We start from the raw sequence: 20,892 nt of genomic DNA on the forward strand, positions 1-20,892 counted from the left end.
ACAGAGAGACGTCAATCAACAAGAGCAGACTCCCCCGGACGGGAGAACTCATCGCACCCGCCACAGAATTTTTCTACGGGCCGTCGTCCCCCAGCACCACCACGTCCTCCACCCGGAACTCCACCCCCACCCGGGCGCCCTCCTCCGGCGCCTCCCGGAGCGGGAGCTCGGCCTCCAGGTCGGGCCCCTCGGCCGGCCGGAGCCGTACGACGACCTGGCTGCCCCGGAAGGTCCTGGACTCCACGGTCCAGGCCGGACCCTCCTCCACGAGCCGCACCCCGCCCGGGCGGACGAGGAGCCGCCGCTCGCCCTCCGGTGAGCCGTCCGGGACCGGGACCTTCCCCCACGCGGTCTGCGCGACGGCGCCCGTCACCCGCGCCGCCACGATGTTGTCGAAGCCGAGGAACCGGGCCACGAACTCCGACGCGGGCCGCGCCCACACGTCCGCCGGCGCACCCGACTGGGCGATCCGCCCGTCCCGCATGACCACGAGCCGGTCGGCGAGCGCGAAGGCCTCGCCCTGGTCGTGGGTGACGGCGAGGACCGTCGTCCCGAGCCGCCCGAAGAGCTGCCGCAGCTCCACGACGAGCCGCTCCCGCAGCCCCCGGTCGAGCTGGCCGAGCGGTTCGTCGAGCATCAGGAGCCGGGGCGAGGGCGCGAGGGCGCGGGCGAGCGCGACCCGCTGCTGCTCGCCGCCGGAGAGCGCGGCGACGGACCGCCGCTCGGCGCCGGGGAGGCCGACGAGGTCGAGCAGCTCCCCTACCCGCTCGGCCCGTTCGGCCTTCCGGGCGCCCCGCATGCGGAGCCCGAAGGCGACGTTGCCGCCGACGTCCCGCTGCGGGAAGAGCTGGTGGTCCTGGAACATGAGGCCGACGCCCCGCCGGTGCACCGGCACCCCGGCCTGGTCGGCGCCGCCGAGCAGCACCCGGCCCGCGTCGAGCGGCTGGAGCCCGGCGACGGCCCGCAGCAGCGTGGACTTGCCGCTGCCGCTGGGGCCGAGCACGCACACGATCTCGTGCTCGGCGACGTCCAGGTCCACGGCGTCGAGCACGGCCCGCTCCCCGAACCGTACGGTCGCGTCCTCGATCGACAGCATCAGAACTCCCCGGAGGTCCGGTCGGTGCGGAGCCGTTCGAGCAGCAGCAGGGACACCGCGCACACCACCATCAGAATCGTCGAGAGGGCCATGGCCTGGCCGTAGTTGAGCTCGCCGGGCCGGCCGAGCAGCCGGGCCACGGCGACCGGGAGCGTCGGGCGGTCGGGCCGGGCGATGAACACGGTCGCCCCGAACTCGCCGAGCGACACCGCGAAGGCGAACCCGGCCGCGATGAGCAGCGCCCGCCGCACCATCGGCAGGTCCACCTCCCGCCAGGCCCGCCACGGCGAGGCGCCGAGCACGGCCGCCGCCTCCCGCAGCCGCTCGTCCACCGCGCGCAGGACCGGCAGCATCATCCGTACGACGAAGGGGACGCCGACCAGGGCCTGGGCGAGCGGTACGAGGATCCAGCTGGCCCGCAGGTCGAGCGGCGGCTCGTCGAGCGTGATGAGGAAGCCGAAGCCGACGGTGACGGCGGAGACCCCGAGCGGCAGCATGAGCAGCGCGTCGAAGCCCCGTACGAGCCGCCCGGCCCGCCTGGTCAGCGCCGCCGCCGCGAGTCCGCCGATCAGCACCGCGATGGCGGTGGCGGCCACCGCGTACCGCAGCGAGTTCCCGATCGCCTCCAGGGGCGGGACGAGGAAGGTCCCGGACTCGTCGAGCGAGCCGAGCGCCCGGTAGTAGCCGAGCCCGTACCCGTGCGGTCCGGCGAAGGAGCGCTCCACGAGCACGCCGAGCGGCAGCAGGATCAGCAGCGCCACGGAGAGCAGCACGCCGGCGAGCAGCGTCCACTGCCCGGCGCCGCGCGGCCGGCGAGCGGTCCGCTCCGGCGCCACGAGCCGCAGGGCGGTCTCCCGCCGCCGTACGGTCCAGGCGTGCACGCCCAGGATCGCGCCGACGGCCGCGAACTGGACGAGGGTCAGGACCGCCGCCGTCGACAGGTCGAGCAGCCGGGCGGTCTGCCGGTAGATCTCGGCTTCGAGGGTGGAGTACTGGTCCCCGCCGAGGATCTGCACGACGCCGAAGGAGGTGAAGGTGAAGAGGAAGACCATCAGGGCGGCGGCCGCCACCGACGGCGCGAGCGCGGGCAGCGTGACCGTCCGCCAGGCCCGCCAGCGGGAGGCGCCGAGGACCCGGGCGGCCTCCTCCTGGCGCGGGTCGAGCTGCGACCAGAGTCCGCCGACGGTCCGGACGACGACCGCGTAGTTGAAGAAGACGTGCGCGAGGAGGATCGCCCACACGCTGGTGTCGAGCCGCAGCCCCCACAGCTCGTCGGTGAGCCCGTTCCGGCCGACGAGCGCCAGGAAGGCGGTGCCGACGAGGACGGTCGGCAGCACGAACGGCACCGTGACGACGGCCCGCAGCACGCCCTTGCCGGGGAAGTCGAAGCGGGCGAAGACGTACGCCCCGGGCAGCGCGACCAGCAGGGTGAGCCCGGTGGAGGCGAGCGCCTGCCACACGGTGAAGCCGAGCACGTCGAGGATGTCCGGCCGGCTCAGCGTCTCGCCGATCCGGCCGAACCGCCAGGCGCCGTCGGGCCGGAGCCCCCGGTCCACGATGGACACGACGGGCCAGGCGAAGAAGACCCCGAAGAACGCGACGGGCAGGGCCATGAGCCCGAGCCGCGTCGCGTCCCCCTTGAGGTCGCGCCTCACCTCAGGACGCGCTCCCTCAGGACGCGCTACTTCAGGACGAGCGACGACCACTGCTGGATCCACGGGTCACGCTTCTCGGCGATCTTCTCGGGCGCCATGGTCTCCGGCTTGGCGATCACCACGCCGTGCTTGGTGAACAGCTCCGGCAGGGCCGCGTCCTTCGCCACCGGGTTGACGAACATCTGGAGCGGCATGTCCTCCTGGAACTTCTTGGAGATCAGGAAGTCGATCAGCGCCTTGCCGCCCTCGGGGTTCTTCGCGCCGTTCAGCAGGCCCGCGAACTCGACCTGCCGGAAGCAGGTGCCGGTGGAGACGCCGGTGGGCGCCACCTTCGGCTGCGGCTCGCCGTACAGCACCTCGACCGGCGGGCTGGAGGCGTACGACACGACCAGCGGGCGGTCGCCCTTGGCCTGCTTGCCGCCGGCCGAGCCGGAGAACTCCTGGTTGTAGGCGAGCTCCCAGCTGTCGACGGTCTTCACACCGTTGGCCTTGAGCTTCTTCCAGTAGTCCTGCCAGCCGTCGTCGCCGTACTTCGCGGCCGTGCCGAGCAGGAAGCCGAGGCCCGGGGAGGACAGCTCGGGGTTCTCCACGACGAGCAGGTTCTTGTACGCGGGCTTCGCGAGGTCGTCGAAGGTGACCGGCGGCGCGAGCTTCTTGTCCGCGAAGTACTTCTTGTCATAGTTGACGCAGATGTCGCCGGAGTCGATCGGGGTGACCCGGTGCTCCTTGTCGAGCTGGTACGTCGCCGGGACCCGGTCCAGGCCCTTCGCCTCGTACGGGACGAAGATCCCGTTGTCGAGGGCGCGGGAGAGGAGCGTGTTGTCGACGCCGAAGAAGACGTCACCCTGCGGGGAGCCCTTGGTCAGGATCTCCTTGTTGACGGCCTCGCCGGCGTCGCCGCTCTTCAGCACCTTGACCGTGAAGCCGGTCTGCTTGGTGAAGTCCGCCAGCACCTCCTTGGAGGCGTTGAAGGAGTCGTGGCTCACCAGCGTCACCGTCTTCGGCGCGGGCTGGTCGGTCTTGCCGGCCGCGCCCCGCACGTCGTCGGTGCCGCACGCGGCCAGGCTCGTGACGCCGAGCGCCGCGACGAGCGCGACGGCGGCGGCCTTCTTGATGCTCACTGGATTCCTCCTGGGTATGACCAGGAAGAGACGCGGCCCTGCCCACGACCGGCGGACCGGACGCGGGCAGGGCGCAACAGCTTGAGTTACGACCGAACTTCCTACCCAGAATGACCTGGGCGAGGTTCAGAGGGTCTGCGGTCTACGGTTACCGCACTCTCAGCGCTGTGGCGCTCCCCTGTCGGAATATGGAGATGTGTTCGAGCTCAGACTACAAGGTCAGCGCTCGGCGGCCGCGAGCTGTCCACAGGCACCGTCGATCTCCTGACCGCGGGTGTCCCGCACGGTCACCGGCACGCCGTGCCGGGCGATCGCCTCGACGAAGGCCTTCTCGTCCTCGGGGCGGGACGCCGTCCACTTGGACCCGGGCGTCGGGTTCAGCGGGATGAGGTTGACGTGCACCCGCTTGCCCTTGAGGAGGCGGCCGAGGAGGTCGCCGCGCCAGGCCTGGTCGTTGATGTCCCGGATGAGGGCGTACTCGATGGAGATCCGGCGCCCGGACTTCTCCGCGTACTCCCAGGCCGCGTCGAGGACCTCGCGGACCTTCCAGCGCGTGTTGACGGGCACGAGGGTGTCGCGGAGCTCGTCGTCGGGCGCGTGCAGCGAGACGGCGAGACGGCACTTGAAGCCCTCGTCGGCGAAGCGCAGCATCGCGGGCACGAGGCCGACGGTGGAGACGGTGATGCCGCGCTGCGACAGCCCGAGGCCGTCCGGCTCGGGGTCGGTGAGCCGCCGGATGGCTCCGACGACCCGCTTGTAGTTGGCGAGCGGCTCGCCCATGCCCATGAAGACGATGTTGGAGAGCCGCGCCGGTCCCCCGGGCACCTCCCCGTCCCGCAGCGACCGCATCCCGTCCACGATCTGGTGCACGATCTCGGCGGTCGACAGGTTCCGGTCGAGGCCCGCCTGCCCGGTCGCGCAGAACGGGCAGTTCATCCCGCAGCCGGCCTGCGAGGAGATGCACATGGTCACCCGGTCCGGGTAGCGCATGAGCACCGACTCCACGAGCGTGCCGTCGTGCAGCTTCCACAGGGTCTTACGGGTGGTGTCGTCGTCGCACGAGATGTGCCGCACCACGGACATCAGGTCGGGCAGCAGCTCCCCGGCCAGCTTCTCCCGCGAGGCGGCCGGGATGTCGGTCCACTCGGCGGGGTCGTGCGCGTACCGCGCGAAGTAGTGCGTGGACAGCTGCTTGGCGCGGAAGGGCTTCTCGCCGATCGCGGCGACGGCCTCCTTCCGCTCGGCGGGCGAGAGGTCGGCGAGGTGCCGCGGCGGCTTCTTGGCTCCGCGGGGGGCGACGAAAGTGAGTTCTCCGGGCACTGGACGGGCCACGATCGGGTGTCTCCTCAGACGGCACGAGGTCCGGGACCCCCGCGGCGGCGGGTAGGGCGGCATCACGATGCCGAAGCCAGGAGACCTCACTGGACCGTCCCCGCAGCGGCGGGGACGACGGAAGGGCCCGCAGCGCACGCGCCACGAGCCCTTCCAGAGTACCCGCTGTCCGTCAAGCCGTTCCGACGAACAAGGCCGGCAGCAGCCACACCACCGGCGCCGTCGGCAGCAGGGAGTCCAGCCGGTCCATGCTGTATCGACGTGCGGCTCCGCCGCGTGGCGCCGTGGCCCGTCAGCCGGTGCCGACGAACAGCGCCAGCAGCAGCCACACCACCGGCGCCGTCGGCAGCAGGGAGTCCAGCCGGTCCATGATGCCGCCGTGGCCCGGCAGCAGCGTGCCCATGTCCTTGATGCCGAGGTCGCGCTTGATCATGGACTCGCCGAGGTCGCCGAGCGTCGCGCTCGCCGCCACCGCGAGGCCGAGGATCAGGCCCTGCCACCAGGCACCGTCGTCGATCATGAACTGCATGCACAGCGCGCCCGCCGCCATCGCGAACGTCACCGCGCCGACCAGGCCCTCGCGGGTCTTGCCGGGGCTGATCCGCGGGGCCAGCTTGTGCTTGCCGAAGCGCCAGCCGACGGCGTACGCCCCGGTGTCGCTGACGACCGTGAGGATCAGGAACGTCAGCACCCGCTGCGCCCCGTCGTCCGCGGTCAGCAGCAGCGCCACGAAGGTCGCCAGGAACGGCACGTAGAACGCGGCGAAGACCCCCGCCGTGACGTCCTTCAGATAGCCCTCGGGCGGCTCCGTCATCCGCCAGACGAGCACCGCGAGCGCCGTCAGGGCCATCGCCACCCAGGCGCCCTCGGCGCCCCGGACGTAGCCGGCGACGACCATCGCCGCGCCGCCGACCGCGAGCGGCACCAGCGGAGCCTTGATCGCCTTGCGCTCCTGGAGGCGGGAGGTGAGCTCCCACAGGCCGACGACCACGGCGACCGCGATCACTCCGACGAACGCCGGCTTCCAGATGAACAGCGACGCGATGATGACGGCGCCGAGCCCGACCCCGACCCCTATGGCCGCGCCCAGGTCACGGCCCGCGCTCTTCTTCTGCCGGGGCGCCGGCGACGGCGCGGGCGGCGGAGGCGGGGTGGGGCTGGACATGGGCTCCTGCGGGTGCTCGTGCGGCGTCTCGTCACGGAACAGGGGACCGCTCGGGTGAGCGGCCCCCCGACCGTGACCGTCCTGGAATCCGCCGGCGGGAACGTCGGGCACGATGGGCATGGGCCGAGTCTGCGCCGCCTGCTGCCGATCGTATGCGGGACCCGCCGGGGCAGGCCCCTGGTCGGGTCCCCCGTAGCCGGAACCGGCCGGGGCCCCCCAGGAAGAGTCGTTCATCAGACCTCGAGCAGCTCGGCTTCCTTGTGCTTGAGCAGCTCGTCCACCTGCGCGACGTACTTCGCGGTGGTGTCGTCGAGCTCCTTCTCGGCGCGGCGGCCCTCGTCCTCGCCGACCTCGCCGTCCTTGACGAGCTTGTCGATGGTCTCCTTGGCCTTGCGGCGCACCGAGCGGATCGAGATCTTCGAGTCCTCGGCCTTGCCCTTGGCGACCTTGATGTACTCCCGGCGGCGCTCCTCGGTCAGCTCGGGGAACACCACGCGGATGATGTTGCCGTCGTTGCTCGGGTTGACGCCGAGGTCCGAGTCGCGGATGGCCTGCTCGATGTTGCGCAGCGCGCTCTTGTCGAACGGGGTCACCACGGCCATGCGCGGCTCCGGCACCGAGAACGACGCCAGCTGGTTGATGGGGGTGATGGCACCGTAGTAGTCGGCCACGATCTTGTTGAACATCGCCGGGTGCGCACGGCCGGTGCGGATCGCGGCGAAGTCCTCCTTGGCGACCACGACGGCCTTCTCCATCTTCTCCTCGGCCTCGAGGAGGGTCTCTTCGATCACCACTTGCTCCTGCGTGTCGTCGCGTTGTGTCCTGCACGGTGTACGACCGGCAGGGCTCTGTCCATCCCCTTGCGGGGCGGTTCCCCGGTTCGGGTCAGGCCCGGGTGCCCTGGTCGCTCACGAGCGTGCCGATCTTCTCACCCTTCACCGCGCGAGCGATATTGCCCTCGGTGAGCAGTTCGAAGACGAGGATCGGGAGGTTGTTGTCCCGGCACAGGGTGATGGCGGTGGCGTCGGCGACCTTGAGGTCGCGGGAGATCACCTCGCCGTACTCGAGGGCGTCGAACTTGACCGCGTCGGGGTTGGCCTTCGGGTCGGAGTCGTAGACGCCGTCCACGCCGTTCTTGCCCATGAGCAGGGCCTCGGCGTCGATCTCCAGGGCGCGCTGGGCGGCGGTGGTGTCCGTGGAGAAGTACGGCATGCCCATGCCCGCACCGAAGATGACCACGCGGCCCTTCTCCAGGTGGCGCACGGCGCGCAGCGGGATGTACGGCTCGGCGACCTGGCCCATGGTGATGGCGGTCTGGACGCGGGAGTCGATGCCCTCCTTCTCCAGGAAGTCCTGGAGCGCGAGGCAGTTCATCACGGTGCCGAGCATGCCCATGTAGTCGGAGCGGGCCCGGTCCATGCCGCGCTGCTGGAGCTCGGCGCCGCGGAAGAAGTTGCCGCCGCCGATCACGATCGCGATCTCCGCGCCGTCGCGGACGACGGCCGCGATCTCACGCGCGATGGCGTGCACGACGTCGGGGTCGACGCCCAGGCCGGTACCGCCGGAGAAGGCTTCTCCGGACAGCTTCAGCATGTAGCGGCCGGCCTTCTTGCCGTTGTTGTCGTCGCCCTGTACGGCGCCCTGATTCATGGAGATCTCCTCGTGCACATACGAAGGAGGCCATTGCCTTGGGTCCTCTCGGTATCCCGTGCGGCAATGGCCTCCTCGTCAGATCTGCGGTCGTCCTGCGCGGGCGCGGACGACTGCCTCAGACCCTACCGGGGTCCGGTGTCCGTCGCGTCTGCGTACGGACTCAGATGCCGACCTTGATGCGGGTGAAGCGCTTCAGGGTGACACCGGCCTCGTCCAGGACCTTCTGGACGGACTTCTTGTTGTCCAGGGCGTACGGCTGGCCGAGCAGCGTGGCGTCCTTGAAGAAGCCGTTGACGCGACCCTCGACGATCTTGGCGATCGCGGCCTCGGGCTTGCCCTCGGCGCGGGTGGTCTCCTCGGCGATGCGACGCTCGGACTCGACGACCTCGGCCGGAATCTCTTCCTTGGTGAGGTACTTCGGCGCGAAGGCGGCGATGTGCTGGGCGATGCCCTTGGCGACGTCGGCGTCGGCCTTGTCGAACTCGACGAGGACACCGATCTGCGGCGGCAGGTCGGGCATCGTGCGGTGCATGTACGCGTAGACGAAGCCGTCGGCGTACTGCGCGAAGCGGTCGAGGACGATCTTCTCGCCGAGGTTGGCGTTGGCCTCGTCGACGAACGCCTGGACGGTCTTGCCGGCCTCGATCTCGGAGGCGAGCAGGGCCTCGATGTCGGCCGGCGCGGTGGCGGCGACGTGCTGGGCCAGCTCGGCGGCGACGGCCTGGAACTTGTCACCCTTGGCGACGAAGTCCGTCTCGCACTTCAGCTCGACGAGGACGCCGGAGGTGTTGTCGTCGGCGATGAGGGAGACCACGGCGCCGTTCTCGGCAGAGCGGCCCTCGCGCTTGGCGACGCCCTTCTGGCCCTTGATACGGAGCGCCTCGACGGCCTTGTCGACGTTGCCGTCGGCCTCGTCCAGGGCCTTCTTGCAGTCCATCATGCCGGCGCCGGTGAGCTCGCGGAGCTTCTTGACGTCAGCGGCGGTGTAGTTCGCCATGAGTCTGTTTCTCTCTCGAAGTCTGAAAGATCGGGCGGGTCCACGGGTGGACGGCGGGAGCCTCGTGAGCCCCCGCCGTCGTCACCCGAAGGTCCTGAAGGGTCAGGCCTGCTCGGCGTCCGCGGCCGGAGCCTCGGCGGCGGGGGCCTCGGCAGCCGGAGCCTCGGCGGCGGGGGCCTCGGCAGCGGGGGCCTCGGCAGCCGGGGCCTCCTCAGCCTTCTTCTCGCCCTCGAGCAGGTCGCGCTCCCACTCGGCGAGCGGCTCGCCGGCGGCCTTCTCGCCCGGCTTCGAGTCGCCGGTCGCGGCGCCGGAGCGGGCGATGAGGCCCTCGGCGACGGCGTCGGCGATCACGCGGGTGAGCAGGGTGACGGAGCGGATCGCGTCGTCGTTGCCCGGGATCTTGTAGTCGACCTCGTCGGGGTCGCAGTTGGTGTCGAGGATCGCGACGACCGGGATGTGGAGCTTGCGCGCCTCACCGACGGCGATGTGCTCCTTCTTGGTGTCGACGATCCAGACGGCGCTCGGCACCTTCTGCATCTCGCGGATACCACCGAGGGTCTTCTCCAGCTTGGCCTTCTCGCGGGAGAGGACCAGGAGCTCCTTCTTGGTGAGACCCGAGGCGGCGACGTCCTCGAAGTCGATCTGCTCGAGCTCCTTGAGGCGCTGCAGACGCTTGTAGACGGTGGAGAAGTTGGTGAGCATGCCACCGAGCCAACGCTGGTTGACGTACGGCATGCCGACACGCGTCGCCTGCTCGGCGATGGCCTCCTGGGCCTGCTTCTTCGTACCGACGAACATGATGGAGCCGCCGTGCGCGACGGTCTCCTTGACGAACTCGTAGGCGCGGTCGATGTACGACAGCGACTGGAGCAGGTCGATGATGTAGATGCCGTTGCGCTCGGTGAAGATGAAGCGCTTCATCTTCGGGTTCCAGCGACGGGTCTGGTGACCGAAGTGGACGCCGCTCTCCAGCAGCTCCCGCATCGTGACGACGGCCATGGCCGTATCTCCTTGGGTTTCTCGGTTGTGTTCCTGACGCCCCGGCGCGCCGTGCCACGAAGGACCGAAAGGCGCTGCCGCCCGCCTCTGAGAGCAGGTGGCGGGGCGTGCGAAGTCGACCCGGTGACCCGAGTCGCCATAGGAAGTGTACGGGACCCCGGGAGCGCTGGGTGACGGCGCTGTCCACAACCGGCGAGTAATCCACGGATACCGCCCGTGACCCACCCGATCCGGACGCCCGGGGGAGCCTTCCCCCATGCACCTGAACCTGATCCCTCTGCTCCTGACCCTGGCCCTCGCGTGGCCGGGCCCGCCGGTCCCCGTGTGGCCGGCGGGCCCACCCCCGGCCCTCGTGTGGCCGGTGAGTCCGTCCCCGCCGGAGATCCTCCGCGGCTGGCAGCCCCCGCCCGGCCCGTACGCCGCCGGCCACCGCGGCGTGGACCTCGCCGCGCCCCCGGGCACCCCGGTGCTCGCCCCGGCCGCGGGCACGGTCACGTTCGCGGGCCCGGTGGGCGGCCGCGGCGCCGTCACCCTCACCCTCCCGGACACGGGCACTCCCCCGCTCCGCACGACCTTCACCCCGGTGACCCCACTGGTACCGCCCGGCACCGTGGTCACACCGGGCACCCCGATCGCCGAGGTCACGGCCGGCACCCACTGCCCGAGATCCTGCCTCCACTGGGGCCTGCTCAGGGGGGAGGAGTACCTGAACCCACTCCTCCTGACGAGAAGGGCCCCGTCACGACTGCTCCCCCTCGACGACGACTGAGACCAAAGGGGAGGGAGGGGGGCGGGGGGGGAGGGGAGGGGGCGGGGGGCGGGGGGGGCGGGGGGTGCTCCTTCAGGTCAGGTCTGGGGACCTGCCACTCCGTGGAGGGCCATCGTGACCGCCGCCTCGGCGATGGTCGCGGGGTCCTCGGCCGCGCCGAGTTCGATGCGGCGGACTGCGGCGTCGACGACGCCCTGGAGGAGCATGGCGCCCAGGCGGGGCTGGGGCTGGCCGAGGGCGGCGAGGGCTTCGACGATCATGGCGACGAGGCCGCCGTGGGCCGCGCGGATCTTCTCGCGGGCGCCGTCGTCCAGCTCGCTCGCCGAGATGGCGACGACCGCCCGGTGGCGCCGGTCCCCGACGAGGTCCAGCTGCGTGCGGACGTACGCCTCGACCTTGCCGCGCGGCGTCTCGGCGCCGGCCATGGCGGCCTCGACCTCGGCGGCCCAGACGGGGAAGTCGACGGCGCACAGCTCTTCCACGACGGCGGCGCGCGACCGGAAGTACTCGTAGACCGACGAGCGGGCCAGGCCCGTGCGCTCGGCGAGGGCGGGGAAGGTCAGCGCGTCCGTACCCCCCTCGGAGAGCAGGGAACGCGCGGCGTCCAGGAGGGCGCCGCGCTGCATCGTCCGGTGCTCGGCCACCGAGGCCGCTCGAATCCTGGGCACGGCTCCACTCTACGACCGGCCCGCAAGGGTCAGCGGCCGACGTCGGCCAGCTTGGCGCGGAGCTGGAGGACGGACTTGGTGTGGATCTGGCTGACACGGCTCTCGGTGACCCCGAGGACGTGGCCGATCTCGGCGAGGGTCAGGCCCTCGTAGTAGTAGAGCGTGACGACGGTCTTCTCCCGCTCGGGGAGCGTGTTGATGGCGCGGGCGAGCAGCCGGCGCAGCTCGCGGTCCTCGGCGACCTCGACGGGGTTGTCGGCGGCGGTGTCCTCGAGGGTGTCCATGAGGGAGAGCCGGTCTCCGCCCTCGCCCCCGACGTGCAGCAGCTCCTCCAGGGCGACCACGTTCGCCAGGGACAACTGGCTGAAGACCGCGTGCAGTTCCTCCAGGGTGATATCCATCTCCGCGGCGACCTCGCTCTCGGAGGGGGTCCGGCGGAGCTGGGCTTCGAGGGTGGCGTAGGCGCGCTCGACGTTGCGGGCCTTCTGCCGGACGGAGCGCGGGATCCAGTCCAGGGCGCGGAGTTCGTCGATCATGGCGCCGCGGATGCGGGTGATGGCGTACGTCTCGAACTTGATCGCCCGCTCGACGTCGAACTTCTCGATGGCGTCGATGAGGCCGAAGACCCCGGAGGAGACGAAGTCGGCCTGTTCCACGTTGGACGGCAGCCCCACGCTGACCCGTCCGGCCACGTACTTGACGAGCGGCGAGTAGTGCAGGATCAGCTGCTCCCGCAGCCGCTCGTCGCCGGTGTCCTTGTACGAGCGCCACAGCTCGTCGAGTGAGGTCGGTGCGGCCGGTCGCACGGTGCCCCGGGCTGCTGGGGGCACCGCAGCGCGGTCAGACCCGGAGGTGTGCTGGGGCATGCGTTGCCTTGAGCCGTTCTGCTGTCGGGTGTGTCGGAGTGGGTGTCCTGATGGGTGTCCTGGAGGGAATCCTGGTGAGCGTAGCGTGAGTGCACCGTCGCGGTGCGCGAACATCGGTGGATCGCGCCGCTGCGAGTGGACGCCGTCGACCACGTCTTCGAACCGGGGCCGCGGCGCGTGTCGGCCCCTCGGGCGCGGCCGAGAGGACTCGGTTGTTCATCGCCTTCACCCTTTCACCCGAATGCTCCAGGTCAAGTACCGCCTCGCCGCGCGTTCGACGCTTCTGTCGCGGTGTTCGTCAACCTCCAGCCCTCCCCGTGCCGCTCGACGAAGCCGAGCGAGTGGAGTTCGTACAGCTTGGCGAGGGTGTCGTCGGGGGTGGTCCCGGCGCGGCGGGCGATGACGGTGGCGGGGGTGGGGCCGCGGGCGGGGAGCGCTTCGAGGATGTGCGCGGTGGCGGGGGCGAGGAGGTCGCGGGGCAGGACGGGGCCCCGGCGGGCCGGGGCGAGCCGGCCGATCTCGCCGATGAGCTCGATGATCTCGTCGGCGTCGGTGACGAGGGTGGCGTCGCCGCGCAGGAGTTCGTGAACGCCGGCGGAGAGTGCGCTGGTCACGGGGCCTGGCACGCCCATGGTGTGGCGGCCGAGCCGGGCGGCGGCGCGGGCGGTGACGAGGGAGCCGCTGCGGTGCTGGGCCTCGACGACGACCGTTCCTCTGGTGAGGGCGGCGATGACGCGGTTGCGGAGGATGAAGCGGCTGGGTGTGGGGTGGCTGTCGGGTGGCAACTCGCCGACGACGAGGCCCTGTTCCGCGACGCGTCGGATGAGCCGGTCGTGGCCGCGGGGGTAGGGGGTGTCGACGCCGCAGGCGAGGACGGCGACGGTGGCGCCGTCGGCGGCGAGGGCGCCCCGGTGGGCGGCGCCGTCGATGCCGTAGGCGGCTCCGGAGACGACGACCCAGCCCTGTCGGCTGAGGCCGGTGGCGAGGTCGGCGGCGGTGTGGGCGCCGTACGGGGTGCAGGCGCGGGCGCCGACGAGGGCGACGGAGCGCAGGGCCCAGGTGCGCAGGTCGGCGGGGCCTCTGACCCAGAGTCCGATCGGACGGGCGTCGCCGAGGTCGTCGAGTTGACGGGGCCATTCGCTGTCGCCGGGGACGAGGAAGCGGCCGCCGAGGCGCTGGACGGTGTCGAGGTCGTCGCCGGGGCGGGCGGCGGCGGCGCGTTGTCGCCAGGAGGCGACGCGTTTGGCGCTCGTGCCGGGGAAGGGGGAGGTGTCCTCCCCGGCGTCCCCGGCGTGCCGGGTGCTCCCGGTGCTCCCGGTGTCGAGGAGGCGGTCGAGGAAACCGATGGCGCCGTACCGGCGGAGCCAGCGGCCGGCGTGTTCGTCTCCGGGTTCGACGGCGCGGCTGAGGGCGGCGCGGGCCAGGCGCTCGTCGCCGGGGGCGGTCGGGGCGGGCGTGGTGGTCATGCGGGCTCCCCCGCTCCGACGGGCACGCCGCGGGCGACGCCGGTGCGTAGTTCGAGGGCGAGGCCGATGTCCTGGCTTTCGGGCCGGTCGTGTCCGTTCAGGTCGGCCACGGTCCAGGCGACGCGGAGCACGCGGTCGAGGCCTCGGGCGGTGAGCAGTCCGCGCTCGACGTCGCGTTCGGCGTCGGCCAGGGCTCCGGGTGCGGCGAGGTAGCGGGTGCGGAGCTGGTGCCCGGGGATCTCGCTGTTCACCCTCCAGGGGGTGCCGGCGAGGCGCGCGGCGGCCCTGGCGCGGGCTTTGTGGACCCGGGCGGCGACGGCGGCGGTGGTCTCGCCCCGGCCGCCCTGTCCGATGAGGTCGGCGCGGGTGACGGGTTCGACCTCGACGCGGAGGTCGACGCGGTCGAGCAGGGGTCCGGAGAGTCGTGCCTGGTAGCGGCGGATGAGGGAGGCGGGGCATTCGCAGCCCGCGCCGTACAGCGTGTGGCGGCCGCAGGGGCAGGGGTTGGCGGCGAGGGCGAGGAGGAAGCGGGCGGGGAGGCGGACGACGCCGGCGGCGCGGGCGATGACGACGTGCCCGGATTCGAGGGGCTGGCGGAGGGCGTCGAGGGCCTTGCCGGAGAACTCCGGCGCCTCGTCCAGGAACAGGACCCCTCGGTGGGCCAGGGAGACGGCGCCGGGCTTGGGGAGGCCGTTCCCGCCGCCGACGAGGGACTGCATGGTGGCGGAGTGGTGGGGTGCGCAGTAGGGGGCGCGGTGGACGAGGGGTTCGCCGGGCGGGAGGATCCCGGCGACGGAGTGGACGGCGGTGACCTCCAGGGATTCCTGCCGGGTGAGGGGCGGGAGGATGCCGGGCAGGCGCTCGGCCAGCATGGTCTTGCCGGCGCCCGGCGGGCCGGAGAGGAGCAGGTGGTGGCTGCCCGCGGCGGCGACCTCCAGGGCGAGGCGGGCCCGGTGCTGTCCGGCGACGTCGGCGAGGTCGGGTCCTTCGAGGGGGTCGGCGGCGAGTCCGGTGCCGATGCCGGCGCCGGGGACGAGGAGTCCGGCGAGCATGGCGTCGGGTCGGCCTTCCTCGCAGGGTTCCTCGTCGGGGACGGGTTCGTCGGTGAGGACCGCGATCAGTTGGCGGAGCGTGCGGACGCCGAGGACGGAGACGCCGGGGACGAGCGAGGCCTCTCCGGCGGTCTGTTCGGGGACGACGACCTGGCTGTATCCGGCTTCGGCGGCGGCGAGGACGGCGGGCAGGACTCCGCGGACGGGCCGGACGCGCCCGTCGAGGCCGAGTTCTCCGATGAGGACGAGGTCGGCGATGGTGCGGGGGTCGATCCGCTCGGCGGCTCCGAGGACGGCAGCCGCGACGGCCAGGTCGAATCCACTGCCGCCCTTCGGGACGGAGGCCGGGCTGAGGCCGACGGTCAGCTTCCTCTGGGGCCATTCGGCGCCGGAGTTGACGACGGCGGCGCGGACCCGGTCGCGGCTCTCGCTGAGGCTCTTGTCGGGGAGGCCGACGAGGGTGAAGGCGGCGACGCCCGGTTCGAGGTCGGCCTGGACCTCGACGACGACGCCTTCGACGCCGACGAGGGCGACGGAGCAGGTGCGGGCGAATCCCATCAGGCCACCCCCTGGGCGTGGGTGAGGACGGGGGCGCCCTTGCGCGGCAGGACGATGCCGACGAGGTCGATGCGGACGCCGCCGGCGGGGGCAGGGGTGTCGTTGCGGTCGAGCCAGCAGGCGGCGAGGCGGCGGAGCCGCTCGGCCTTGCGGGGTGTGACGGCGGCCATCGGGTGTTCGTAGGCGCCGTCGCGCCGGGTCTTGACCTCGCAGATGACGAGGGTGTCGCCGTCGCGGGCGACGATGTCGATCTCGCCGGTCCGGCCGCAGCGCCAGTTGCGGGCGAGGATGTGCATGCCGGTCGCGGTGAGCCGGCGGGTCGCCAGCTCCTCCCCGTACCGTCCGAGTGCTTGGGTCCTGTTCATGCGGTACCACCTCCGTCACCGACTGTGACGGAGTGCGGCGGACCGCGTGCGGCGCTGTGGACGGCCTGGAGGCTGTGGAGAACGCCGTCACCCTTGCGGGTGATTTCCGCGGGTGTGGCGCGGGAGCGGCGGCCTCAGCTGCCGGGGAGTTCGAGGTCGCTCTTGTTGAGCTCCTCGATGTTCACGTCCTTGAAGGTCAGGACCCGGACCTGCTTGACGAACCTGGCGGGCCGGTACATGTCCCAGACCCAGGCGTCGGCCATGCTGACCTCGAAGAACACCTCGCCCTGCACCGAGTGCACCTGCATCTCGTAGTCGTTGGTGAGGTAGAAGCGGCGCTCGGTCTCGATCACGTATTTGAACAGCCCGACGACGTCGCGGTACTCCCGGTAGAGCTTCAGCTCCATCTCGGTCTCGTACTTCTCGAGGTCCTCGGCGCTCATGGCATGTTCCCCTTCAGCCGTGCGTCCCCCTATTGTGCGCCAGTCGTACGCGCCCCTAAACGATTTCCGGGGCGAGAACCACCGGTGCACTCGGAGGTCCCTCGTCGAGCAGCGTGCGCAGCAGCTCGGCGAGCCTGGTCGGGTACACCGTCTCATGGGCCGCCGACAGTTCGGCGGAGGTCCACCATCTCAGTCCCTCGATACTGCGGGTCTCCAGCTCCGTGAGGGCCTGCGGCCCGGGTGCGGCCCCGGTTCCGCGGGTGCGGGCCAGGTAGTACCACTCGTCCTGGTCGTAGCGGCGCCCGTCGAAGGGGAAGGAGCAGTACCGCTTCCAGAGCACGGGGCCGAGGTCGACCTCGGTGATGCCGGTCTCCTCCGCGAGCTCGCGGAGCGCCGCCTCCTCCCGGGTCTCGTCGCCCTCCAGGCCACCGCCGGGGGTGAACCACCAGGTGTCGTCGGGGTCCTCGGGCTCGTAGCCGTGCAGGAGCAGGACACGGTCGTCGGGGTCGAGCAGCACGACCCGCGCGACCCGCCGCCGCACGGTCGCGTCCCCCGGCTCGGAACCCGGATCCGGCAGGGGCCCGGCGCCCATCGCGGAACCCGGATCCGGCAGGGACCCGGCGCCCGGCGCGGGCCCCGAAGCCCCCGCGTTCGCCATGTCCGTCATGCCTCCACCTTCTCCCTCGTGCCCTGCCTCGGCCCCTCGGACGGGCGGCGGGTCAGGAGGCGTGCCACCGGACCGTACGCGGACCCCAGGAGGATCAGCGCGGTGCCGGCCGCGATCGCCGTGAGGAGCGCCTCGAACGGTCCCGGCCGCGAGCTGCCGCCCGGCAGGCCGGCGAAGCCCGTGGCGGGCTCCAGAAGGCCCTTGGCGGGCCACACGACGGCGTCGACCCTGCCCACGACCATGGAGCGGGGCACGGAGCCCTGTCCGGCGTCCTCCAGGTGCGTACGGGAGTCGAGCGAGACGTTCCGGTCGTCGCCGAGGAGGAAGAGGCTGTCCTTGGGGACGGTCACGGAGAACTCCCGGCCCGAGGCGACGATCCGGCCGTCGGCGCCGGGCCCCAGGTACGGCTCGACGACGGGCGTGCCGTTCACGGTGAGCCGCCCGTTCCGGTCGCAGCAGGCGACGGTGTCGCCGCCGACGCCGGCGACCCGCTTGACCATGGGCGAGGCGCCCCAGAGGGGGTCCTTGAAGACGACGACGTCACCGCGCCGCACCTCGTCCCCGTCGATCCGCTCGGCGAGGATCTTGGACCCGACGTCGATGGTCGGGGTCATGGAGTCGGTGGGGACGGTGAACGGCTGGTAGAGCACGGCTCCCCAGACGAAGCCGCCGAGGAAGAGCACACAGCCGACGGCCACGGCCAGCCCCGACAGCACGCTGCCGAGGCGGCCGTGGCCGCCCTTGGTCCGTATGGTTCCGCTCATGTGCGCACCCCGCAGGTCTGTCGGCGGACCGCAGGTCTCTCGACGGCCCGGGACGGCACCCTACCCGCGGGTCGCTACTCGGCGGTATGCCCTGCGGCCTGCCTCTTCCGGCGCCACAGCACCAGCGGGAGCGCTCCGGCGAGACCGGCCGCCCCGAGGGGGGCGGCGCCCATGGCCTTGTTGAGCGCGGGGTTGTCGAAGACGTCGGGCACGGGGAGCGTGGCCCAGCGGGTGACGGGCCAGGCGATCACGACGGCGCGGCCCACGACCTCGTCGTTGGAGACGGTGCCGCCGCCGGGGAGCTGCTGGTGGAAGCGGGAGTCCAGGGAGTTCTGGCGGTTGTCGCCCATGACCCAGATGCGGCCCTTGGGGACCTTGATCGGGCCGAAGGAGTCCTGGCAGGGCACCGCGCCGGGGGCGAGGTACGCGCTCTCGTCGAGCGCCACGCCGTTGAGGACGACCTTGCCGCCCTCCTTGCAGGAGACGGTGTCGCCGCCGACCGCGATGACGCGCTTGATGAGGTCCTTCTCCTCGGCGGACGGCATGAGGCCGATGAAGCTGAGGAACTTCTGCACGACGTTCGGCTTGGGCGTCTCCTGGCCCTCGAGCCAGCCGCCCGGGTCGTGGAAGACGACGACCTCGCCGCGCTCGGGCTCGGAGCCGAACCACGGGGTCAGTTTGTCGACGAGGACCCGGTCGCCCTTCTGGAGGGTGTTCATCATCGATTCCGAGGGGATCGAGAACGCCTGCACCAGGAAGGTCTTGATCAGCAGGGCGAGCACCAGTGCGATGCCGATGAGGAGGGGCAGCTCCTTCCAGAAGGAACGGGGCTTCTTCGGGCCCCTGGCGGGTCCGCCCGCCGCCTCGTCGCCGCCCTCGCCCGGCGTACCGCCGCCCGGCGGCTGCGCCTGCTCGTCACCCGTCACGTCGTCACCCGTCGTGTCATCGCCGAAGGCCCCGTCGGCCCTCTTGTCGGGCTCATCGTGTCCGGATCGTGCGCCGACGGCCAAATCCCCCACATCCACTCCTCAGTCCGTGCGAACGCCCGCCCCGGGTCAGGGACAGGCCCACCACTCCCATAACGAGCAGAAGTTCCGCAGGGGTCGGGAGCCCGGGCAATCCGTTCAGAATGCGCGGGGACACACTATGCGACAGACCGGATGCGGTCGCGGAACTCGCACCTGCGTTCGGTACGGCGGAGAAGGTGTCCCGTTGCTCCAGGGTGCGCCAGTGCCCGAAGGGCCAGGCGATCACCACGGCCCGCCCGACGACCTGCTCCTCGGAGACGGTGCCGTGGCCCTCCTCGTCGAGGTGGAAGCGGGAGTCGGCCGAGTCGGAACGGTGGTCCCCCATGACGAAGATGCGGCCCTCGGGGACCTTCACCTCGAAGGGGATCTTCGACGGCGGGTTCCCGGGATGGAGGTACGGCTCGTCGAGCGGCACGCCGTTGACGCTGATCCGCCCGTCCTCGCCGCAGCAGCGGACGGTGTCCCCGCCGACGGCGATCACCCGCTTGATCAGGTCCCGGTCGTCGGCCGAGGGAAGCAGGCCGATGAAGGTCAGGGCCTGCTTGGCCTGCTTGATGCCGATCGGGTCGTCGGCGGGCGGCGTCGTCTCCTGCTGGAGCCAGCTGCCGGGGTCCTTGAAGACGACGACGTCGCCGCGCTCCGGACGGGCGCCGAACCAGGGCGAGAGCTTGTCGACGAGGACCCGGTCGGAGATCTGGATCGTCTGCTCCATGGAGCCGGAGGGGATGACGAACGCCTGGACCAGGAAGGTCTTGAGGACGAGCGCGATGAGCACGGCCACCGTGACCAGGATCGGGATCTCCCGGAGCGCGGAGCGCTGACGGCGCCGCTTGACCTTGCGGGCGAGCCTGCGGCGCTCGGCCCGGCCCGGCGGGGCGGCGGCGGGGCTCTGAGCGGACCCGCCGGATGGCCGGCCCCGGCTACCCATGGGCTCCCGTTCCGTGTCCGCCGGCCGGCGGTGCCGGTACGGCGTGGAAGGCGTCGGTGCCGGGCACGGTGGACCAGCGGCCGAAGGGCCAGGCGATCCAGTCGGCGCGGCCGACGACCTTGTCGACGGGGACCATCCCGCCGCCGGCGCTGCCCAGGTGGTCGCGGGAGTCGCTGGACTGGCTGCGGTGGTCGCCCATGACCCAGAGCCGGTCCTGCGGGACGACGATGTCGAAGGGCACGCTGGACGGCTGGTCGCCCAACATCACGTACCGCTCCTGGACGGGGACGCCGTTCACGGTGAGCCGGCCGTCCTTGTCGCAGCAGACGACCCGGTCGCCGCCGACGCCGACGACCCGCTTCACGAAGTCGGTCTCGTCGGGCTCGGCGAGGCCGAGGGCGGCCGCCCCGTCGTGCAGGAGCCCGGTGACCGGATTGCCCCGGGGCTGTTCGTCCACGAAGGAGCCGGTGCCGTCGAAGACGACGACGTCACCCCGGGCGGGCTCGCTGCCGAAACGGTACGCCAGCTTGTTCACGAGGATCCGGTCGCCGACCTGGAGCGTGGGCTCCATGGAACCGCTGGGGATCAGGAACGGCTGGATGACGAAGTGGCTCAGGAGCAGCAGGAAGGCCACGCAGGCGCCGCCCACGAGGCCGGTGCGCCGCCAGGAGGGGCCGCGCCCCGAGTCGTCGGAAACGCGCGCGGAGCGCGACCCTTCCTCCGTACCGGACGAATCCGTGAGGGAGGAGGGGTCGCGCTCCGTGTGCTGTGCTTCGGTGTCCATCGCTGGCAGAGCCTATCCGGCCTGTCTGTGCGGGGAGCGGGAAGCGTGGGGCGTGCCGGGAGCCGGGGCTCAGCGGTCGCGCTTCTCCTTGATCTTGGCAGCCTTGCCGCGCAGCTCACGCAGGTAGTAGAGCTTGGCGCGACGGACGTCACCGCGGGTCACGAGCTCGATCTTCTCGAAGATCGGGGAGTTCACCGGGAAGGTGCGCTCGACGCCGACGGAGAACGAGACCTTGCGGACCGTGAAGGTCTCGGAGACGCCCGAGCCCTGACGGCGGATGACGACACCCTTGAACTGCTGGATACGGGAGCGGTTGCCCTCGATGACGCGGACGTGCACGTTGACGGTGTCGCCCGGACGGAAGGCGGGGAGGTCGGAGCGGAGCGAACCCGCGTTGACCTGGTCGAGCAGGGAGGCCATGGAGGTCTCTTTCCTCGCTGATGCCACAGGTCATCAGCGGTACGTTCGAATGATGGGGATGTCGTCCGTTTCTGGCGGCGTCGTTCCCCCTGTGGC

Annotated in this window: 22 protein-coding genes; 1 reads left to right on the top strand and 21 read right to left on the bottom strand. The window is 71.6% G+C overall.

Translation table 11 applies throughout. The annotated features are described in order from the left end of the window. Positions 1-73: 73 nt before the first annotated feature. The 9 genes from GGE06_RS18035 to rpsB all read right to left on the bottom strand — a co-directional run bounded on the left by GGE06_RS18035 (position 74) and on the right by rpsB (position 10,018). Entirely contained in the window at positions 74-1,096 is a 1,023-nt protein-coding gene (locus GGE06_RS18035; protein ID WP_116158608.1) for an ABC transporter ATP-binding protein, read from the bottom strand. Further along, positions 1,096-2,709 (bottom strand): ABC transporter permease, encoded by a 1,614-nt coding sequence (locus tag GGE06_RS18040; RefSeq protein WP_184931424.1) that lies wholly within the window; start codon positions 2,707-2,709, stop codon positions 1,096-1,098. Before GGE06_RS18040 ends, GGE06_RS18035 begins: the two co-directional genes overlap by 1 nt. Before the next feature lie 68 nt (positions 2,710-2,777). Further along, positions 2,778-3,872 carry a thiamine ABC transporter substrate-binding protein gene (locus tag GGE06_RS18045; protein ID WP_184931270.1) on the bottom strand — a complete coding sequence of 365 codons (1,095 nt, stop codon included), beginning with the start codon at positions 3,870-3,872 and terminating at the stop codon, positions 2,778-2,780. Positions 3,873-4,091: 219 nt separating this feature from the next. Next, positions 4,092-5,204: a dual-specificity RNA methyltransferase RlmN gene (gene rlmN / locus GGE06_RS18050; protein WP_181924493.1), complete on the bottom strand. Its 1,113-nt coding sequence runs from the start codon at positions 5,202-5,204 to the stop codon at positions 4,092-4,094. Between the two features lie 292 nt (positions 5,205-5,496). Beyond that, positions 5,497-6,603 carry a phosphatidate cytidylyltransferase gene (locus GGE06_RS18055; protein ID WP_116158610.1) on the bottom strand — a complete coding sequence of 369 codons (1,107 nt, stop codon included), beginning with the start codon at positions 6,601-6,603 and terminating at the stop codon, positions 5,497-5,499. Continuing rightward, positions 6,603-7,160: a ribosome recycling factor gene (frr, locus tag GGE06_RS18060; protein WP_026057589.1), complete on the bottom strand. Its 558-nt coding sequence runs from the start codon at positions 7,158-7,160 to the stop codon at positions 6,603-6,605. The genes GGE06_RS18055 and frr overlap by 1 nt, the downstream gene beginning before the upstream one ends. Before the next feature lie 94 nt (positions 7,161-7,254). Next, positions 7,255-8,019 (bottom strand): UMP kinase, encoded by a 765-nt coding sequence (pyrH, locus tag GGE06_RS18065; RefSeq protein ID WP_015036487.1) that lies wholly within the window; start codon positions 8,017-8,019, stop codon positions 7,255-7,257. Positions 8,020-8,182: 163 nt separating this feature from the next. Continuing rightward, positions 8,183-9,019: a translation elongation factor Ts gene (tsf, locus tag GGE06_RS18070; protein ID WP_116158611.1), complete on the bottom strand. Its 837-nt coding sequence runs from the start codon at positions 9,017-9,019 to the stop codon at positions 8,183-8,185. A gap of 102 nt (positions 9,020-9,121) precedes the next feature. Continuing rightward, complete coding sequence (rpsB, locus tag GGE06_RS18075) at positions 9,122-10,018, bottom strand: 30S ribosomal protein S2 (RefSeq protein ID WP_116158612.1); 897 nt, start codon at positions 10,016-10,018, stop codon at positions 9,122-9,124. Positions 10,019-10,274: 256 nt separating this feature from the next. On the opposite strand from rpsB, the gene GGE06_RS18080 reads away from it, so the two are divergent. After that, a complete protein-coding gene (locus GGE06_RS18080; RefSeq protein WP_184931271.1) occupies positions 10,275-10,787 on the top strand; it encodes a M23 family metallopeptidase in 513 nt (170 codons plus the stop codon). A 77-nt stretch (positions 10,788-10,864) separates the two neighbouring features. Here GGE06_RS18080 and GGE06_RS18085 read toward each other — a convergent pair whose 3' ends face one another. The 12 genes from GGE06_RS18085 to rplS form a co-directional block, all read right to left on the bottom strand. Further along, entirely contained in the window at positions 10,865-11,431 is a 567-nt protein-coding gene (locus GGE06_RS18085; protein ID WP_116158614.1) for a TetR/AcrR family transcriptional regulator, read from the bottom strand. Between the two features lie 53 nt (positions 11,432-11,484). Beyond that, the gene (gene whiG / locus GGE06_RS18090; protein WP_116158615.1) at positions 11,485-12,321 is read right to left on the bottom strand and encodes an RNA polymerase sigma factor WhiG; all 837 of its coding nucleotides are present in this window, start codon (positions 12,319-12,321) and stop codon (positions 11,485-11,487) included. A gap of 251 nt (positions 12,322-12,572) precedes the next feature. Beyond that, the gene (dprA, locus tag GGE06_RS18095) at positions 12,573-13,787 is read right to left on the bottom strand and encodes a DNA-processing protein DprA (protein WP_184931272.1); all 1,215 of its coding nucleotides are present in this window, start codon (positions 13,785-13,787) and stop codon (positions 12,573-12,575) included. Then, entirely contained in the window at positions 13,784-15,397 is a 1,614-nt protein-coding gene (locus GGE06_RS18100) for a YifB family Mg chelatase-like AAA ATPase (protein ID WP_184931273.1), read from the bottom strand. Before GGE06_RS18100 ends, dprA begins: the two co-directional genes overlap by 4 nt. Continuing rightward, positions 15,397-15,762: a YraN family protein gene (locus GGE06_RS18105; RefSeq protein ID WP_116158618.1), complete on the bottom strand. Its 366-nt coding sequence runs from the start codon at positions 15,760-15,762 to the stop codon at positions 15,397-15,399. Before GGE06_RS18105 ends, GGE06_RS18100 begins: the two co-directional genes overlap by 1 nt. 134 nt (positions 15,763-15,896) lie before the next feature. Beyond that, complete coding sequence (locus GGE06_RS18110) at positions 15,897-16,205, bottom strand: DUF2469 domain-containing protein (RefSeq protein ID WP_005311352.1); 309 nt, start codon at positions 16,203-16,205, stop codon at positions 15,897-15,899. A gap of 55 nt (positions 16,206-16,260) precedes the next feature. Beyond that, positions 16,261-16,797, bottom strand: coding sequence for an NUDIX hydrolase (locus GGE06_RS18115; protein ID WP_116165291.1), 537 nt, complete (start codon positions 16,795-16,797; stop codon positions 16,261-16,263). A gap of 71 nt (positions 16,798-16,868) precedes the next feature. Beyond that, positions 16,869-17,636, bottom strand: a complete 768-nt coding sequence (gene lepB, locus GGE06_RS18120) for a signal peptidase I (RefSeq protein ID WP_184931274.1) — start codon at positions 17,634-17,636, stop codon at positions 16,869-16,871. A gap of 74 nt (positions 17,637-17,710) precedes the next feature. Then, positions 17,711-18,646: a signal peptidase I gene (gene lepB / locus GGE06_RS18125; RefSeq protein ID WP_116158620.1), complete on the bottom strand. Its 936-nt coding sequence runs from the start codon at positions 18,644-18,646 to the stop codon at positions 17,711-17,713. Next, positions 18,615-19,592 (bottom strand): signal peptidase I, encoded by a 978-nt coding sequence (lepB, locus tag GGE06_RS18130; protein WP_116158621.1) that lies wholly within the window; start codon positions 19,590-19,592, stop codon positions 18,615-18,617. Before lepB (GGE06_RS18130) ends, lepB (GGE06_RS18125) begins: the two co-directional genes overlap by 32 nt. Next, positions 19,585-20,376: a signal peptidase I gene (gene lepB / locus GGE06_RS18135; protein WP_116158622.1), complete on the bottom strand. Its 792-nt coding sequence runs from the start codon at positions 20,374-20,376 to the stop codon at positions 19,585-19,587. Before lepB (GGE06_RS18135) ends, lepB (GGE06_RS18130) begins: the two co-directional genes overlap by 8 nt. A 69-nt stretch (positions 20,377-20,445) precedes the next feature. Further along, positions 20,446-20,796 (bottom strand): 50S ribosomal protein L19, encoded by a 351-nt coding sequence (gene rplS / locus GGE06_RS18140; RefSeq protein ID WP_015036473.1) that lies wholly within the window; start codon positions 20,794-20,796, stop codon positions 20,446-20,448. Between the last annotated feature and the right edge of the window lie 96 nt (positions 20,797-20,892).

The organism is Streptomyces nymphaeiformis, assembly GCF_014203895.1.
Taxonomy (GTDB): domain Bacteria; phylum Actinomycetota; class Actinomycetes; order Streptomycetales; family Streptomycetaceae; genus Streptomyces; species Streptomyces nymphaeiformis.